Annotated in this window: 12 protein-coding genes and 1 pseudogene; 7 read left to right on the top strand and 6 right to left on the bottom strand. The window is 65.4% G+C overall.

Annotation, left to right across the window (positions count from 1 at the left end):
• The first annotated feature begins 10 nt into the window (after window positions 1-10).
• From Q0330_RS12345 to Q0330_RS12325, 5 genes and pseudogenes are all read left to right on the top strand, one after another.
• On the top strand, window positions 11-310 hold the full coding sequence (locus Q0330_RS12345; RefSeq protein WP_299479514.1) for a sarcosine oxidase subunit delta: 300 nt from the start codon (window positions 11-13) through the stop codon (window positions 308-310).
• The gene (locus tag Q0330_RS12340; RefSeq protein ID WP_299479512.1) at window positions 307-3,312 is read left to right on the top strand and encodes a sarcosine oxidase subunit alpha; all 3,006 of its coding nucleotides are present in this window, start codon (window positions 307-309) and stop codon (window positions 3,310-3,312) included. Before Q0330_RS12345 ends, Q0330_RS12340 begins: the two co-directional genes overlap by 4 nt.
• Window positions 3,309-3,869, top strand: coding sequence for a sarcosine oxidase subunit gamma family protein (locus Q0330_RS12335; protein ID WP_299479509.1), 561 nt, complete (start codon window positions 3,309-3,311; stop codon window positions 3,867-3,869). Before Q0330_RS12340 ends, Q0330_RS12335 begins: the two co-directional genes overlap by 4 nt.
• The gene (locus tag Q0330_RS12330) at window positions 3,870-5,279 is read left to right on the top strand and encodes an L-serine ammonia-lyase (RefSeq protein ID WP_299479506.1); all 1,410 of its coding nucleotides are present in this window, start codon (window positions 3,870-3,872) and stop codon (window positions 5,277-5,279) included.
• Between the two features lie 13 nt (window positions 5,280-5,292).
• Window positions 5,293-5,963: pseudogene (locus tag Q0330_RS12325) on the top strand (formyltransferase family protein).
• 40 nt (window positions 5,964-6,003) lie between these two features.
• On the opposite strand, the gene gndA reads toward Q0330_RS12325, so the two are convergent.
• From gndA to Q0330_RS12295, 6 genes are all read right to left on the bottom strand, one after another.
• On the bottom strand, window positions 6,004-7,419 hold the full coding sequence (gndA, locus tag Q0330_RS12320; protein ID WP_299479503.1) for an NADP-dependent phosphogluconate dehydrogenase: 1,416 nt from the start codon (window positions 7,417-7,419) through the stop codon (window positions 6,004-6,006).
• Between the two features lie 228 nt (window positions 7,420-7,647).
• On the bottom strand, window positions 7,648-8,037 hold the full coding sequence (locus Q0330_RS12315; protein ID WP_299479500.1) for a carboxymuconolactone decarboxylase family protein: 390 nt from the start codon (window positions 8,035-8,037) through the stop codon (window positions 7,648-7,650).
• Window positions 8,018-8,392: a MerR family transcriptional regulator gene (locus Q0330_RS12310; RefSeq protein ID WP_299479497.1), complete on the bottom strand. Its 375-nt coding sequence runs from the start codon at window positions 8,390-8,392 to the stop codon at window positions 8,018-8,020. The genes Q0330_RS12315 and Q0330_RS12310 overlap by 20 nt, the downstream gene beginning before the upstream one ends.
• A gap of 113 nt (window positions 8,393-8,505) precedes the next feature.
• Complete coding sequence (locus Q0330_RS12305; RefSeq protein ID WP_299479494.1) at window positions 8,506-9,948, bottom strand: NAD(P)(+) transhydrogenase (Re/Si-specific) subunit beta; 1,443 nt, start codon at window positions 9,946-9,948, stop codon at window positions 8,506-8,508.
• Window positions 9,949-9,958: 10 nt separating this feature from the next.
• Window positions 9,959-11,533, bottom strand: coding sequence for a Re/Si-specific NAD(P)(+) transhydrogenase subunit alpha (locus Q0330_RS12300; RefSeq protein WP_299479491.1), 1,575 nt, complete (start codon window positions 11,531-11,533; stop codon window positions 9,959-9,961).
• Between the two features lie 202 nt (window positions 11,534-11,735).
• On the bottom strand, window positions 11,736-12,464 hold the full coding sequence (locus Q0330_RS12295; protein WP_299479488.1) for a hypothetical protein: 729 nt from the start codon (window positions 12,462-12,464) through the stop codon (window positions 11,736-11,738).
• A 149-nt stretch (window positions 12,465-12,613) separates the two neighbouring features.
• Here Q0330_RS12295 and pepN point away from each other — a divergent pair, with 149 nt between their 5' ends.
• Window positions 12,614-15,181, top strand: coding sequence for an aminopeptidase N (gene pepN, locus Q0330_RS12290; protein ID WP_299479485.1), 2,568 nt, complete (start codon window positions 12,614-12,616; stop codon window positions 15,179-15,181).
• 70 nt (window positions 15,182-15,251) lie between these two features.
• A complete protein-coding gene (locus Q0330_RS12285) occupies window positions 15,252-16,151 on the top strand; it encodes a lysophospholipid acyltransferase family protein (protein WP_299479482.1) in 900 nt (299 codons plus the stop codon).
• Window positions 16,152-16,155 lie beyond the last annotated feature (4 nt).

The raw sequence follows: 16,155 nt of genomic DNA, 5'->3' as shown, positions 1-16,155 counted from the left end.
GACCCCGCCCATGCTTCTGATCCATTGCCCCTATTGCGACGAGACCCTGCCCGAGGCGGAATTCACCTATGCCGGTCAGGCCCATATCGTCCGCGCCCGGACGCCCTCGGACCAGACCGACGCGGAATGGGAAGAATTCCTGTTCATCCGCGAAAACGTCCGCGGCCCGCATTTCGAACGCTGGCGGCATTTCCACGGCTGCGGGCGCTATTTCAACGCCGTGCGCGACACCGTCAGCGACCGCTTCCTGACCACCTACAAGGCGGGCGAGCCGCGCCCCGATCTGTCTGAACTGGAGGGTCGCGCATGAGCCGCTATCGCGTTCCGGGCAAGGGCCGTGTCGATGCCGCCCGTCCGGTCGGCTTCACCTTCGACGGCGCTGCCTATCACGGGCTGGCGGGCGATACCGTGGCCTCGGCCCTGCTGGCCAATGGCGTGCATCTGATGGGGCGCTCGTTCAAGTATCACCGCCCGCGCGGCCCGGTCTCGGCGGGGTCCGAGGAACCGAACGCCCTGATCGGCACCCGTCGCGGTCCGGGCCGGTTCGAACCCAATACCCGCGCCACCATGCAGGAGGTATGGGAGGGGCTGCAGACCACATCGCAGAACAAATATCCCAGCCTGCGCTTCGATATCGGCGCGGTGAACGATGCCGCTTACATGCTGTTTTCAGCCGGGTTCTATTACAAGACCTTCAAATGGCCGCAGAGCTTCTGGCACAAGGTCTATGAGCCCTTCATCCGCGCGGCGGCGGGCCTTGGCGTCGCGCCGGCCGAGGAAGACCCCGATCATTACGCCTCGCGCTATCTGCATTGCGACCTGCTGATCGTGGGCGCCGGCCCGGCGGGTCTGGCGGCGGCGGTCGAGGCCGCCGGGCGGGGCCTTTCGGTGGCGATCGTCGACGAGAATGCCGAGGCCGGCGGCACGCTGCTGTCAGAACCGCAGGCGGTGATCGACGGGCAGAAGGCCTGGGACTGGCTGGCCCAGACGCTCAAGCATCTGAAAGCGGCGGGCGTCAGGGTGATGACCCGGACCACGGCATTCGGGTATTACCATCAGAACATGATCGGGCTGGTCCAGAAGCTGACCGACCATCTTGCGGCGCCTTCCGCCGATCTGCCGCGCGAACGCCTGTGGCGGGTCAGGGCGCGGCAGGTGGTGCTGGCGCAGGGCGCGCTGGAAAAGCCCCTGATCTTCAACGGCAATGACCGCCCCGGGGTAATGCTGGCAGGATCCGCCCAGACCTATCTGAACCGCTACGGCGTTCGCGTCGGCGACGAGGCCGTGGTCGTCACCAGCCATGACAGCGCCTGGTATGCGGCCTTCGACCTCGCCGATGCCGGCACCCGGATCAAGGCGATCGTCGACACGCGCGAGAAGGTGTCGGAGGACCTGCTCTCTGCCGCAAGGCTGCGCGGGATCGAGACCCGGCTGTCCCACAGCGTCACCGCGACCGGCGGGCGGTTGCGCCTCGCCCATGTGACCGTGAACGAGGTCGATTGCGGTCAGGTCCGCGAGGGCCAGCGGATCTATTGCGACTGCCTGCTGATGTCAGGGGGCTGGACGCCCTCGCTGCATCTCTTCTCGCATACCAAGGGCAGCCTTCAATGGGATGCCGATCTGACCACCTTCCTGCCCAAGGACACGCCCGAGGATTGCGTGATCGCAGGCGCCGGGCGCGGGCTTTGGGGGATCGGGGCGGCGCTGAATGACGGCACTGAGCAGGCCCGCGCGGCGCTGCGGGCGCTTGGCGTGGAAGGCGCGGGCGGGGTCCATGCGGTCGATCACGACCGGTCCGGCAGCGGCACCACCATGCGCGAATTGCCGACCGACCGGAATCCCGGCCGCGCCAAGGCCTTCGTCGATTACCAGAACGACGTGACCGCCAAGGATCTGCGGCTCGCGGTGCGCGAGGGCATGCGCTCGATCGAGCATGTGAAGCGCTATACCACCAATGGCATGGCGACCGATCAGGGCAAGATGTCGAATATCAACGGGCTGAACATCGCCGCCGACGCGCTCGGCAAGCCCCAGCCCGAGGTTGGGCTGACCACCTTCCGCCCGCCCTATACGCCGACCAGCTTCGGTGCCTTCGCCGGCTATCATCGTGGCGATCATTTCGAGGTGGTGCGCAAGACCCAGATCGACCCCTGGGCCGAGGAACATGGCGCGGTCTTCGAAAACGTCGCGCAATGGCGGCGGGCGCGCTATTTCCCCAAACCGGGCGAGGATATGGACGCCGCCGTCCGCCGCGAATGCGCGGCGGTGCGGGCCAGCGTCGGGATCTTCGACGCCTCGACGCTGGGCAAGATCGAGGTGGTGGGGCCGGATGCGGTCGAATTCATGAACCGCATGTATACCAACCCCTGGACCAAGCTTGCACCGGGCCGCTGCCGCTATGGGCTGCTTCTGGGCGATGACGGCTTCATCCGTGACGATGGCGTCATCGGGCGGCTGTCGCAGGACCGTTTCCATGTCACCACCACGACCGGCGGCGCGGCGCGGGTGATGAACATGATGGAGGATTATCTCCAGACCGAATGGCCCGACCTGAACGTCTGGCTGACTTCGACGACCGAGGAATGGTCCACCGTCGCCCTGAACGGTCCCGATGCCGCGACGCTGCTGCAACCTTTCGTCGAAGGGGTGGACCTGACCGAGGACGCCTTCCCGCATATGTCCTGCATCGAATGCACGGTCGCGGGGCTGCCGGCGCGGCTTTTCCGCATCAGCTTCACCGGCGAGGTGGGTTTCGAGGTAAACGTGCCCGCCCCTTACGGTCGGCAGTTGTGGGAAACGCTCTGGCAGGCCGGGCAGCGCCATGACATCTGCGCCTATGGCACGGAAACCATGCATGTCCTGCGGGCCGAGAAGGGCTATATCATCGTCGGTCAGGATACCGACGGCACGGTCACGCCCTATGATGCCGGCATGGGCTGGGCGGTGGGCAAGAAGAAGCCCGATTTCGTCGGCATGCGCGGTCTCGCCCGCCCCGACCTGACCGCCGAGGGCCGCAAGCAACTGGTCGGGCTGCTGACAAAGGATGGCAGCAAGCTGGAGGAAGGCGCGCAGATCGTCTTCGACCCGGATCAGCCGATCCCGATGAAGATGGTCGGGCATGTGACCTCGTCCTACGATATCGGCACCACCGAGCGCCCCATCGCGCTGGCTCTGATCGAGGGCGGGCATGACCGCATGGGCGAGACCGTCCATATCCCCATGCCCGACCGCACCATTGCCGCCACGATCACCGGCACGGTCTTCGTCGATCCCGAAAACGCCCGCCTGAAGATCCGGGGAGAAAGCGCATGAAAACCATCACCTCGCTGACCCCTGCCATGCTGGCCGACAGTGCCGCCGTCCGCGTCGAAAGCCTTGGGCCGCAGGGCCGGATCTCGCTTCGGGCGCGGGGCGATCTGTCGGCGCTGAACGGTGCCTTGGGGCTGGACCTGCCAACCCGGATCGGCCATCGCGCCAGCACCGAGGGGATGGAGGCGCTCTGCCTCGGTCCCGACGAATGGGTGCTGGTTCTGGCCCATGACCGCGTGGATGCGATGCTGGCCGCCCTTGGCGCGGTCTATGACGACCATCCCCACAGCGCCACCTCGATCTCCGGGCGCGAGGTCAGCCTGCTGATCGACGGCCCCCGCGCCGCCGAACTGCTGGCCATCGCCTGCCCGCGCGACATCGCCACCATTGCCGAGGGCGCGGGCCGGCGCACGGTCTTCGACGGGGCCTCGGTGGTGATCTGGCACGACGCCCCGGGCCGCTTCCGCATGGATGTCTGGAACAGTTTCGCATCCTTCGTCGCCCAGACCCTGATCACCGGCGCCCGCGAACTGGCCGCCGAGCCGGTCGAGGGCGGCTGAATGTTCCTTTCGGTCTTCGATATCTTCAAGATCGGCATCGGCCCGTCCTCCTCGCACACGATGGGACCGATGGTCGCCGCCGCGCGTTTCCTCGACGACCTGCGCGGCGCGGCGGAAAAGATCCCGGGCGCGGGAAGGCTGGATCGGCTCGGCGCCAGCCTGCACGGATCGCTGGCCTTCACCGGCAAGGGCCATGCCACCGACCGCGCCGTGATTCTGGGCTTTTGCGGGCTGAAACCCGACACGCTGAACCCCGATGAGGCCGAGGCGCTGGAGGCCGAGGTGCGTCAGACCGGACTGGTCGCGCCCGAGGGCCTTGGCACACTGCGTTTCAACCCGGCCGAGGATCTGGTCTTCGACTATGACACGGTGCTGGCGGGGCATGCGAATGGCATGATCCTGACCGCCTACGATCAGGCCGGGCACCCCTATCACCGGCAGACCTATTACTCGGTCGGGGGCGGTTTCGTGCTGACCGAGGCCGAGTTGGAAGCGCAGCGATCCGCGCCGCAGGACATGGCCGCGCAGAAGGCGGAACGCGACTTTCCCTATCCTTTCGGCTCAGCGAAGGAGATGCTGGCGATGGGGCAGGCCTCTGGGCGCAGCATCGCCCGGATGAAGCGGGCCAACGAAACCGTGCTGCATGGTGCGGCGCTGAACGAAAAGCTGGACCATATCCTTGCCACGATGGACGATTGCATCGACCGGGGGCTGGCGCAGGGCGGCATCCTGCCCGGCGGGTTGAAGGTCAAGCGCCGGGCGAAGCGCATCCATGAGCAGCTGCTGGCGGAAAAGGGCCAGAACCTTGTCCAGCCGCATCAGCCGAACGACTGGCTGTCGGTCTATGCCATGGCCGTGAACGAGGAAAACGCAGCCGGCGGGCGTGTCGTCACCTCGCCCACCAATGGCGCGGCGGGGGTGATCCCTGCGGTGCTGCGCTATTACCGCGAACATTGCATCGGCGCCACGCGCGAGGGTGCGCGCGACCTGCTGCTGGTCGCCGCCGCCATCGGCGGGCTGATCAAGCACAATGCCTCGATCTCGGGCGCCGAGGTCGGCTGTCAGGGCGAGGTCGGATCGGCCGCCGCCATGGCCGCAGCGGGGCTTTGCGCGGCGCTTGGCGGCAGCAACGACCAGATCGAGAATGCGGCCGAGATCGCGCTGGAACATCACCTCGGCATGACCTGCGACCCCGCCGCCGGACTGGTGCAGGTGCCCTGTATCGAGCGCAATGCGCTTGGCGCGATCAAATCCGTCGCCGCCGCCAGTCTGGCGCTGCGCGGCGACGGCCAGCATTTCATGCCGCTCGACAATTGCATCCGGGTGATGCTGGAAACCGGGCGCGACATGAGCCTGAAATACAAGGAAACCTCGACCGGCGGCATCGCCGTGAACCTGCCCGAATGCTGACAGCAGCCTGCCCATGAACACCTATGTCCTGACGGTCTGCTGCCCGACGGGTCGCGGCATCGTCGCTGCGGTCTCGACCTTCCTGACCGAGAATGGCTGCAATATCGACGATTCCGCCCAGTTCAACGACCGCGAGACCGGCATGTTCTTCATGCGCCTGTCCTTCACCTCGGAAACCGGGGCCACGCGCGAGGAACTGTCGGATGCCTTCACCGATATCGCCGCGCGTTTCGATATCGAGCATGCCTTCCACGACAGCGACATCAAGATGAAGGTGGTGGTCATGGTCAGTCGCTTCGGCCATTGCCTGAACGATCTTCTGTATCGCAGCCGCATCGGGGCCCTGCCGATCCGGATCGTGGCGGTGATTTCCAACCATCTCGATTACCAGAAGCCGGTGGTGAACGAGGATATCCCCTATCACCATATCCGCGTCACGCCCGAAACCAAGCCCCAGGCCGAGGCCGCGATCATGGAGGTGGTCGAGAACTCGGGCGCGGAACTGGTCGTGCTGGCGCGCTATATGCAGGTGCTGTCCGACGCGATGTGCCGGAAGATGTCGGGGCGCAGGTCCTGGCCCGCGCCATCCACGCCCATGCCTTCCGTCGGGTCTTCCTGAACGGCAACAAGACCGTCGTCTTCCCGGCCAGCCCGGGCGATTACGCGTCGGAACTGATGGGATAGGAATAGGCCCTCAGGAGCCTCGGTCTTGGACGACTGGCTCTCAATCCCACCACGGCCCATGCGGCGCGTCCTTGCCGTCGAGGCGGACATAGCCATGCGCGCCGAAGAAATCGCGCTGCGCCTGGATCATGTTGGCCGAGCCGCGCGGCGTGCGCATGGCATCGAACCAGGACAGACCCGCCGCCAGTGCCGGCACCGCGATGCCCGCGCCGGTGGCGGCGATGACCACCTTGCGCAGCGCCGCCTCGTTCTTTTGCACCAGCCCGGTGAAGGGGGCGGCGAAGATCAGGTTCTCGCCCGGATGCGCTGCCAACGCCGTCGCCATGTCGTTCAGCATGGCCGAGCGGATGATGCAGCCATTGCGCCAGATCCGCGCGATCTCGGGCATGGGCAGGTCCCAGGAAAACTCGGCCGAGGCGCGCGCCAGCATGTCGAAGCCCTGCGCATAGCACAGGATCTTGCCGGCGATCAGCGCCCCTTCCAGCGTCGCGGGATCGAGCGCGCCCTTGGGCAGCGCCTGCGGCATGACACCGAAGACCTTCGCGCCCTGCGCCCGCGCCGCGACCTGCGCCGAAAGGTTGCGCGCCACCACGGCGGCCTCGATCACCGGGATCGCCACGGCCAGCTTCTGCGCCTCGATCGCGGTCCAGCGGCCGGTGCCCTTCTGGCCGGCGGCATCGAGGATCGCATCCAGCATCGGACCGCCCGAGATCGGATCGACCGCGCGCGAGACCTTGCCCGAAATCTCGATCAGGTAGGAGGCAAGCGGCCCTTCGTTCCAGGCCTCGAAGGTTTCGGCCACGCGCGGCGCATCGAAGCCCATGCCGTCGCGCATCAGCGCATAGGTCTCGGCGATCATCTGCATATCGGCATATTCGATGCCGTTATGGACCATCTTGACGAAATGCCCGGCCCCGCCCGGCCCCATCAGCGCCGCGCAGGGTTCGCTTTCGTATTTGGCCGAGATCGCCCGCAGCATCTCGCCCACCCGCTCCCATTGTGCGGGCTGGCCGCCGGCCATGATCGAGGGGCCGTGACGCGCGCCTTCCTCGCCCCCCGAGACGCCGATGCCCATGAAATCATGGGCGGCATCGCGGGCCTCGGCGGCGCGCCGTTCGGTATCGGCGTAATTGGCATTGCCGGCGTCGATGATCAGGTCGCCCTGCTGCAGCAGCGGGGCGAGCGCGGCAATCTGCTGATCGACGACCGGGCCTGCCGGCACCATCAGCACGATGGCGCGCGGCGGGGTGATGGCGGCGACGAAATCCTGCAGCGATTTCGTCGGGATCAGCCGCCCGGCCAGACCTTCGGCGGCGGCGCGGTTCATGAATTCGTCGGTGGCCGAGGCGGTGCGGTTAAAGACCGCGACCGGATAGCCCTTCTCGGCGATGTTCAGTGCCAGCGCCGCGCCCATCGTGCCCAGCCCGATCAGGCCGAAATGTGCTGAGTTGTCCATCTCTCGCCCCATATTGCGCGTTCAGGTGATCGCGACAGTTGCAATCGCCAAGGCGGCCATTCGCCGGAAATACCGCGGGTTCAGCCAGTCCTTGCCCCCGCCTTGGCAGCTATTGATGGAAACCATAGCACTCGCCACAGCCAGCGCCATAGCTCCTTTGCCTGCCCTGGCCGATGACCGGACCTTTCTCAGGTCGATTTCATCGGCAAGGGCGATAATGGTTGGCCGCTATTCAGGCGCAATGCCTCGTTCCGCGAAGATCTCGGCTGCGGCATTCAACCCGTTGATCGCGGCAGGCATCCCGCCATAGACGGCCATCTGCCAGATCGCTTCGGTGATTTCCTGCGGGCTGGCACCGGCGGCCAGCGTGTGCGCGATATTCACCTTCAACTGCGGCCCGGTCCCGCCGCCAAGCGCGGTCAGCGCCGCGACAGTGCAAAGCTGGCGGGTCTTCAGGTCCAGCCCGGGCCGGGCATAGTGATGGCCGTAGGCCCATTCGACCAGGCTGTCGGACATGCCGGGCAGCATGGCGTCGTATTTATCGGCGAGCGCCTGCGGCAGACCGGGGTTGAGGCTTTCCGCGATGTTGCGGCCCCGTTCAAGATGCGTGTCGGTCATGGTCTTCTTCCATTTCTCGATAGGTTGCGATCTTGGCATCGAGAAGATCGAGCGATTCCGTCAGCATGGCGATGCGCGTGACGACCTCGGCGCGATGCGCCTCGATCATCTCGCGGCGTTCAGCCAGCGTATCCGCACCCTGCCGGCGCAGATCCGCATAGCGGATGCGCCCGGCCTGTTTCATGCCGGTCGCGTTCAGCCGGTCGAGAAACGCAACCCAGTCGAGAACCTCGGGCGCATAATCGCGCCGCCCTGCCCCGTCACGGGCCGGGCGGTCGATCAGCCCGATCTTCTCGTAAAAGCGCAGCGTGTCGATGCTGAGCCCGGTCTTGCGCGCCAGTTCGCCGATCTTCATGGCCCGATCTCCCTTGCCGCTGCCCTGTCTAAGTGCTGGAGTGCAGTCCAGATCAAGCACAAAAAAGCCCCGCCGGATTGCGGCGGGGCTATCGTCGTTATTCAGACCTCAGATCAGTCGATCATCGGCAAGAGCGCGTTCACCGAGTCCTTGGCATCGCCATAGAACATCCGCGTGTTCTCCTTGTAGAACAGCGGGTTCTCGATCCCGGAATAGCCGGTGCCCTGCCCGCGCTTCGACACGAAGACATTCTTGGCCTTCCAGACCTCCAGCACCGGCATCCCGGCGATGGGGCTGTTCGGGTCGTCCTGCGCCGCCGGGTTCACGATGTCGTTGGAACCGATGACGATGACCACATCCGTGCTCGGGAAATCCTCGTTGATCTCGTCCATTTCCATGACGATATCGTAAGGCACCTTGGCCTCGGCCAGCAGCACGTTCATGTGCCCCGGCAGACGCCCGGCGACCGGGTGGATGGCGAAGCGGACATTCTTGCCGGCCGCGCGCAGCTTGCGGGTCAATTCGCTGACCGCCTGCTGGGCCTGCGCCACCGCCATGCCGTAACCCGGCACGATGATGACCTCGTCAGCCTCGTTCAGCGCCGACGCCACGCCCTCGGCATCTATGGCGATCTGTTCGCCCTCGATCTCCATCGCCGGGCCGGTCTCGCCGCCGAAACCGCCAAGGATGACGCTGACGAAGTTGCGGTTCATCGCCTTGCACATGATATAGCTGAGGATCGCACCGGAGGAGCCGACAAGCGCGCCGGTGACGATCAAGAGGTCGTTCGACAGGGTGAAGCCGATCGCCGCCGCCGCCCAGCCCGAATAGCTGTTCAGCATCGAGACCACGACCGGCATGTCGGCACCGCCGATGCCCATGATCAGGTGCCAGCCGATGAAGCCCGCCAGTGCCGCGATCAGGATCAGCCAGAAGACCGACGGCCCCATATCGCCGATATAGAGCAGGCCAAGGATCAGCGACAGCGCTGCCGCCGTGGCGTTCAGCATGTGACCCCCCGGCAGTTTCTTCGGCTTGCCGTCGATCTTGCCGGCCAGCTTGCCGAAAGCCACGATCGAGCCGGTGAAGGTCACGGCACCGATGAAGACGCCCAGAAACACCTCGATCTGGAGCATGTTCAGCTCGGCCGGGGTCTTGTGGGTCAGGACTTCGGCGAAGCCGCGAAAGCCCTCGACCGCGCCGGCGGCCTTGGCGCTCAGCACCCGGCCAAGATCGAGCTGGGCGTTGAAGCCGACGAAAACGGCAGCGAGGCCGACCAGCGAATGCATGGCGGCGACAAGCTGCGGCATCTCGGTCATCTGCACACGCTTGGCGATGACCCAACCGATCGAGCCGCCGATGGCGATCATGATGACCGACAGCACCCAGTTGCCGGCGCCAGGGCCGAACAACGTGGCCAGAACGGCAAGCGCCATGCCGACGATGCCGTACCAGATGGCGCGCTTGGCGCTTTCCTGACCGGACAGCCCGCCAAGCGACAGGATGAACAGGATCGAGGCGACGACATAGGCAGCGGTGGTAAATCCGTATTCCATGACGGCCCCCTTACGATTTCTGGAACATGGCGAGCATGCGCCGGGTGACCATGAAGCCGCCGAAGATGTTCACCCCGGCCATCAGCACGGCGGCGGCGGCAAGCACCACCACCAGCCACGAGCCAGAGCCGATCTGCATCAGCGCGCCGAGGATGATGATCGAGGAAATGGCATTGGTGATCGCCATCAGCGGCGTATGCAGCGAATGGGCGACATTCCAGATCACCTTGAAGCCGACGAAGCAGGCCAGCACGAAGACGATGAAATGCGACATGAAGCTGGCCGGAGCGACCAGCCCGATCAACAACAGCAGGATCGCGCCGCCGCCGAGCAGCATGTATTGCTGGCGGGTTTCGGCCTTGAAGGCGGCGGCCTCCTGGGCCTTGCGTTCTTCGGGCGTCAGCTCCTTCGGCTTTTCCTTCGGCTTCTGCGCCGCGATGGCCGCGATCTTGGGCGGCGGTGGCGGCCAGGTAACGTCGTGATCGTGGACGACGGTGGCGCCCCGGATCACGTCATCCTCCATGTTCTGGACCAGCTGGCCGTCCTTGCCGGGGGTCAGGTCGGTCATGAAATGGCGGATATTGTTGCCGTAAAGCTCTGACGATTGCGCGGCCATCCGCGACGGGAAATCGGTATAGCCGATGATGGTCACGCCGTTCTCGGTGACGTGCTTCTCATCCGGGATGGTCAACTCGCTGTTGCCGCCCTTCTCGGCGGCCAGATCGACGATGACAGAGCCGGGCTTCATCGCCTCGATCATGTCCTTCGTCCACAGCACCGGCGCCGCACGGCCCGGGATCAGCGCCGTGGTGATGACGATATCCATATCGGGCGCAAGCTCGCGGAATTTCTTCAGCTGCGCTTCGCGGAATTCGGGGCTGGAGGGCGCGGCATAGCCGCCCGTCGCGGCGCCGTCGGTCTGGGCTTCCGAGAAGTCGAGATAGACGAATTCGGCGCCCATGGATTCGATCTGCTCGGCCACTTCCGGGCGCACGTCGAAGGCATAGACCTGCGCGCCAAGGCTGGTGGCGGTGCCGATGGCGGCCAGACCGGCGACGCCCGCGCCCACGATCAGCACCTTGGCCGGCGGCACCTTGCCCGCCGCCGTCACCTGACCGGTGAAGAAGCGGCCGAAATTGTTCGCGGCCTCGATCACCGCGCGATAGCCGGCGATATTGGCCATCGAGGACAGCGCGTCCATTTTCTGCGCCCGGCTGATGCGCGGCACCATGTCCATGGCGATGGCGGTGATGCCGCGTTCCCTGGCGCGTTCCAGCAATTCGGCATTCTGCGCCGGGTAGAAATGCGAGATCAGCGTCTGCCCCTCGCGCATCTGGTCGATCTCGCCATCCTCGGGCGGGCGCACCTTGGCGACCACATCGACCACGCCGATCAGATCGCTGGCCGAGCCGTCGACGGTGACCCCTGCCCCCCGGTAATCGTCGTCGGAAAAGCCCGCCGCAGCCCCGGCGCCGCTTTCGACATGAACCTCATAGCCCAGCTTGCCCAGATAGCCGGCGGATGCGGGCGTGATCGCCACGCGGTTCTCGCCGGACTGGCTTTCCTTCAAGGCACCAATCTTCATCGCCATCCCCCTTTCGATGTCGGTCCGTGCCTGTCTATCACTGCGCAACAAATATTCACAAGTAAGTGACGGCGCGCCATATCGTGAAATCTTGCCCGATTGGGGCGGAATAACCGCAATGCGGTGCGAAAACGCCGCCGCAACAATGTTGCGACGGCGTGATTCTGTTCGGTCAGGGCTCAGACGCCCAGCCAGAGCGCGATCAGTTGCTGCTCGGCTCGACCGTGACCAGCGGATTTTCGGTGGCACCTTCAATCGCATCCGCAGCCGCGTCGACGGCATCGGTTGCGGCCTCACCGACAGCCGCAGCTGCATCACTCGCCGCATCGACCGCCGCGCCGGCGGCATCGGTGGCAGCCGCCGCCGCGTCAGAGGCGGTTTCGGCAGCAGCATCGGCGGCGTCGGTCGCGGTCTCAGCCGCTGCATCTGCGGCATCTGCGGCAGCGTCGACAGCCGTATCCGCAGCCTCGGTCGCGGTGTCTGCCGCATCGGTTGCAACATCCGCCGCCGTTTCGGCAGCAGTATCGGCAGCACCTTCGACCGCCTCAACGGCATCAGCGGCGGCATCGGTGGCCGCCTCTGCCGCACCTTCGGCGGTCTCGGCCGCTTCGGTGGCAGTGTCAGCCGCAGCCTCGGCCGCATCGGTCGCGGTTTCGGCCACGTCAGCCGCAGCTTCCTCAACCGCCTCGGTCGCGGTTTCCGCAGCAGCTTCGGCCTCTGGTGCGGCTTCCGTGGCTGCCGCCGCCGGCTCCTCGGTCGTGGTCGCGACCTCGTCATTGCCCATGAACCGTGTCAGCACGAAATAGGCGAGGGCCAGGGCCAGCAGGATTCCGATGATCAACGGCAGCGGCGAAGAACGCTTCTCCACCGGCTCGACATAGGTCTCGCGCGGGGTGGTCTTGTCGGGATCGTTCGGATCGTAATTGGCCATATTGGTCTCCTTGTCATTCTACGCGGGGCCATTCCCTCACGGAGCCACGTCAGCACATATCGCGCCTTGCGAGGTGGCTATCCTGCGCTTAACTCGGGTGGAACGGACAAGTTCCCGCGACAGCAGCAATTTCCCGAAAGGCGTAAAAGATGAACCAGCCAGTCCAGCAACCCGCCCCGGTGCTGCTTGCCGATTACCGCCCCTACCCCTTCGTCCTGCGCCAGACCCGGATCGAGGCGAAGCTGGATCCCAAGGCCACGGCGATCGCAGCCGAACTGGATTTCACCCGGCGCGAGGCGGGCGATCTGGTGCTGGATATCGGGGCCGGCGTCGATCTGCGCCGGATCGCGATCAATGGGCAAAGACTGGCCGCCGACAGCTGGACGCGCACGGGCGAGGAACTGCGCGTGAAGGCCCCGGAAGGCGATTTCACGCTGGCGACCGAGGTCGTGATCGACCCGTCCGCCAATACCGCCTTCGAGGGGCTTTACCTGTCGAACGGCATGTTCTGCACCCAATGCGAGGCCGAGGGCTTTCGCCACATCACCCCCTATCCCGACCGGCCCGATGTGATGGCACCCTTCGAGGTCACCATCCGCTCCGATCTGCCGGTGCTCCTGTCGAACGGCAACCCGGTCATGGCCAGCGAGGGCGTGGCGGTCTGGCACGATCCCTGGCCGAAGCCCGCCTATCTGTTCGCGCTTGTCGCCGGCGACCTGCGCGCCGTCCCGGGCAAGTTCACCACCATGTCGGGTCGCCCCGTCGATCTGAACGTTTGGGTCCGACCGGGCGACGAACCGCGCGCGGGCTATGCGCTCGACAGCCTGATCCGCTCGATGACATGGGACGAGGAGGCTTATGGGCGCGAATACGACCTCGATGTGTTCAATATCGTTGCGGTCGACGATTTCAACATGGGGGCCATGGAAAACAAGGGGTTGAACATCTTCAACTCGAAACTGGTGCTGGCCACGCCAGAGACCGCGACCGACATGGATTACGAGCGGATCGAGGGCGTGATCGGCCATGAATATTTCCACAACTGGACCGGCAATCGCATCACCTGCCGCGACTGGTTCCAGCTCTGCCTGAAGGAAGGGCTGACGGTGTTCCGCGACCAGCAGTTCACCGGCGACATGCGCTCGGCTGCGGTGAAGCGCATTCGGGACGTGCGCATCCTGCGCGCGGCCCAGTTCCGCGAGGATCAGGGACCGCTGGCCCATCCGGTGCGTCCCGAAAGCTATGTCGAGATCAACAATTTCTACACCGCCACCGTCTATGAAAAAGGCGCCCAGGTCATCGGCATGCTCAAACGGCTGGTCGGGGACGAGGGCTACCGGAAGGCGCTCGACCTCTATTTCAGCCGCCATGACGGCGATGCGGCCACCATCGAGGACTGGCTCAAGGTCTTCGAGGACGCGACCGGCCGCGATCTGGCGCAGTTCAAACGCTGGTATAGCGATGCCGGCACCCCGATCCTGACCATGACCGAGGATTGGGATTCAGGCGCGGGCCGGCTGACCCTGAATTTCACCCAGGCGACCCCGCCCACGCCCGGTCAGCCCGAAAAGCCGCCGCGCGTGATCCCCATCGCCATCGGGCTTCTGTCACCCAATGGCGATGAGGTGGTGCCGACCACGGTGCTGGAAATGACCGAGGCCACGCAGAGCTTCAGCTTCGACGGGCTGTCCACGCGACCGACCGTCTCGGCCCTGCGCGATTTCTCGGCCCCCGTCATCCTGAAACGCCAGATCGCACCGGCGACGCTGGCATTCCTCCTGGCCCATGACAGCGATCCCTTCGCCCGGTGGGAGGCAGGCCGGCAACTCGCCCGCGACACCCTTCTGGGCATGATCGAGGGCAAGCGGCCCGATGCCGAATACCTGGCCGCGCTTGGGCGGCTTCTCGCCGACGACAAGGCCGATCCGGCCTTCCGCGCGCTCTGCGTCGAATTGCCGCCCGAGGAGGAAATCGCCACCGCCATCGCCGCCCTCGGGCGCCAGCCCGACCCGCAGGCGATCCATGCCGCGCGCGAATCGCTGGCGGCGGAAATCGCCCGGATGCATGAGGATGCGCTCGACCGCATCTATCGGGAAATGGCCGTGCCCGGACCTTATAGCCCCGAGGCCGATGCCGCCGGCAAACGCTCTCTGCGGCTGACCGCATTGGCGCTGCTGAGCCGGATCGACGGTGGCGCGAGGGCGGGCGAACTCTATCGGGCGACCGACAATATGACCGAACGCGCGGCGGCGTTGGCGATGCTGATCGCGGCCAATGGCGGGGATGCGGAAGTCGCTTCTTTCTACAATAAGTTCAAGGATATACGTCTGGTCATGGATATGTGGTTCCTGCTGCAACCGCTGAATGCCGATCCGGATCGGGCGGTCGAGGTGGCGAAGACGCTGGCCGCACATCCCGATTTCGACTGGAAGAATCCGAACCGCTTCCGGGCACTGATCGGCGGGCTTTGCGGGAACCACGCGGGCTTCCACCGCGCCGATGGTGCCGGCTATGATTTCCTTGCCGACTGGCTGATCCGCATGGATGCGGTGAACCCGCAGATCGCGGCCCGCATGTCGAGCGCGCTGGAAAGCTGGACCCGCTATGACGCGGGCCGGCAGGCCCATGCCAGGGCGGCGCTCGACCGCATCCTGTCGCAGCCTAAACTGTCGAAGAACCTGGGCGAAATGATCGGACGTATCCGCAGCGCCACGTAACCGGATCAGAGACGGGGGCCGCCACCGCGCCCCCTTGCGGGCTGCCATTCTGAGGGCGATAATCTGCGCCATGACACGGTCGAACGAGAATCCTCGTGACGAGATGCAACGCCGTCTCGATCCGCTGATTGAAGAGCGGGCACCCTGGCTGTTTTCCGGGCGTTTGCATCACAACCTCGCGCGCGCCCTGCTGATGCGGATGCTCGGCTATCCGCGCACGCTGGATCTGGGCGCGAAATTTCGCGACGAATCGACTGCGACCATCTTCCGCAAGATGGAAGAAATGATGATCCGCGATCTCGAAGTCTCGGGGCTGGAACATATTCCGAAAACCGGCCCGGCGCTGATCGTCGCCAACCATCCGACCGGGATCGCCGACGGGATCGTGCTCTATTCGCTGATCGGGCGGGTGCGCAAGGACCTGTTCATCTATACGAACCAGGACATCCTGCGGGTGCTGCCCCAGCTTGAGGACATGATCGTCCCGGTCGAGTGGCGCCACGAGAAGCGCAGCCATGCCAAGACCCGTGCCACCATGGAACAGACCCGCGCCTGGCTGGAACGGGACCGGATCGGGCTGATCTTCCCCTCGGGCCGGCTGGCCAAGCGACACCGGCTGACGCTGCATGAAAGGCCGTGGATGGCCTCGGCGGCGATGATCGCGCGCAAGATGGAGGTGCCGGTCATTCCGCTGCGCATCCGGGCGCGCAATTCGATCCTGTTCTATCTTTTCGACGCCATCCACCCGACCCTGCGCGACGTGACCCTGTTCCACGAGGTGCTGAACAAGGCCGGCCAGCAATACCAGATCAGTATCGGCGCGCCCGTTCCCGCCGGCTCGTTGCCGATGAAAAGCGATGAATCGATCGAGATGCTGCGCCGCATCGTGCTGTCGCTGCCCGAGCCCGCAGATACCCGCCCGGTCTCGACCTCGCGGCTGGTGAAGCGGCGGATCTTCAAGCATATCTGAGCGC

The sequence above is a fragment of the uncultured Paracoccus sp. genome, assembly GCF_937873615.1.
In the GTDB taxonomy this organism is placed as follows: domain Bacteria; phylum Pseudomonadota; class Alphaproteobacteria; order Rhodobacterales; family Rhodobacteraceae; genus Paracoccus.
Note: the sequence above shows the minus strand (reverse complement) of the source record. Positions and strands in the feature narration are given on the sequence as shown.

Bases quoted from the DNA above. Each gene is read 5' to 3' on its own strand.
- Q0330_RS12340 (WP_299479512.1), top strand. From the start codon at position 307: ATGAGCCGCTATCGCGTTCCGGGCAAGGGCCGTGTCGATGCCGCCCGT.
- Q0330_RS12285 (WP_299479482.1), top strand. From the start codon at position 15,252: ATGACACGGTCGAACGAGAATCCTCGTGACGAGATGCAACGCCGTCTC.
- Q0330_RS12300 (WP_299479491.1), bottom strand. From the start codon at position 11,533: ATGAAGATTGGTGCCTTGAAGGAAAGCCAGTCCGGCGAGAACCGCGTG.
- Q0330_RS12295 (WP_299479488.1), bottom strand. From the start codon at position 12,464: ATGGCCAATTACGATCCGAACGATCCCGACAAGACCACCCCGCGCGAG.
- gndA (WP_299479503.1), bottom strand. From the start codon at position 7,419: ATGGACAACTCAGCACATTTCGGCCTGATCGGGCTGGGCACGATGGGC.
- Q0330_RS12345 (WP_299479514.1), top strand. From the start codon at position 11: ATGCTTCTGATCCATTGCCCCTATTGCGACGAGACCCTGCCCGAGGCG.
- Q0330_RS12315 (WP_299479500.1), bottom strand. From the start codon at position 8,037: ATGACCGACACGCATCTTGAACGGGGCCGCAACATCGCGGAAAGCCTC.
- Q0330_RS12330 (WP_299479506.1), top strand. From the start codon at position 3,870: ATGTTCCTTTCGGTCTTCGATATCTTCAAGATCGGCATCGGCCCGTCC.
- pepN (WP_299479485.1), top strand. From the start codon at position 12,614: ATGAACCAGCCAGTCCAGCAACCCGCCCCGGTGCTGCTTGCCGATTAC.
- Q0330_RS12310 (WP_299479497.1), bottom strand. From the start codon at position 8,392: ATGAAGATCGGCGAACTGGCGCGCAAGACCGGGCTCAGCATCGACACG.
- Q0330_RS12305 (WP_299479494.1), bottom strand. From the start codon at position 9,948: ATGGAATACGGATTTACCACCGCTGCCTATGTCGTCGCCTCGATCCTG.
- Q0330_RS12335 (WP_299479509.1), top strand. From the start codon at position 3,309: ATGAAAACCATCACCTCGCTGACCCCTGCCATGCTGGCCGACAGTGCC.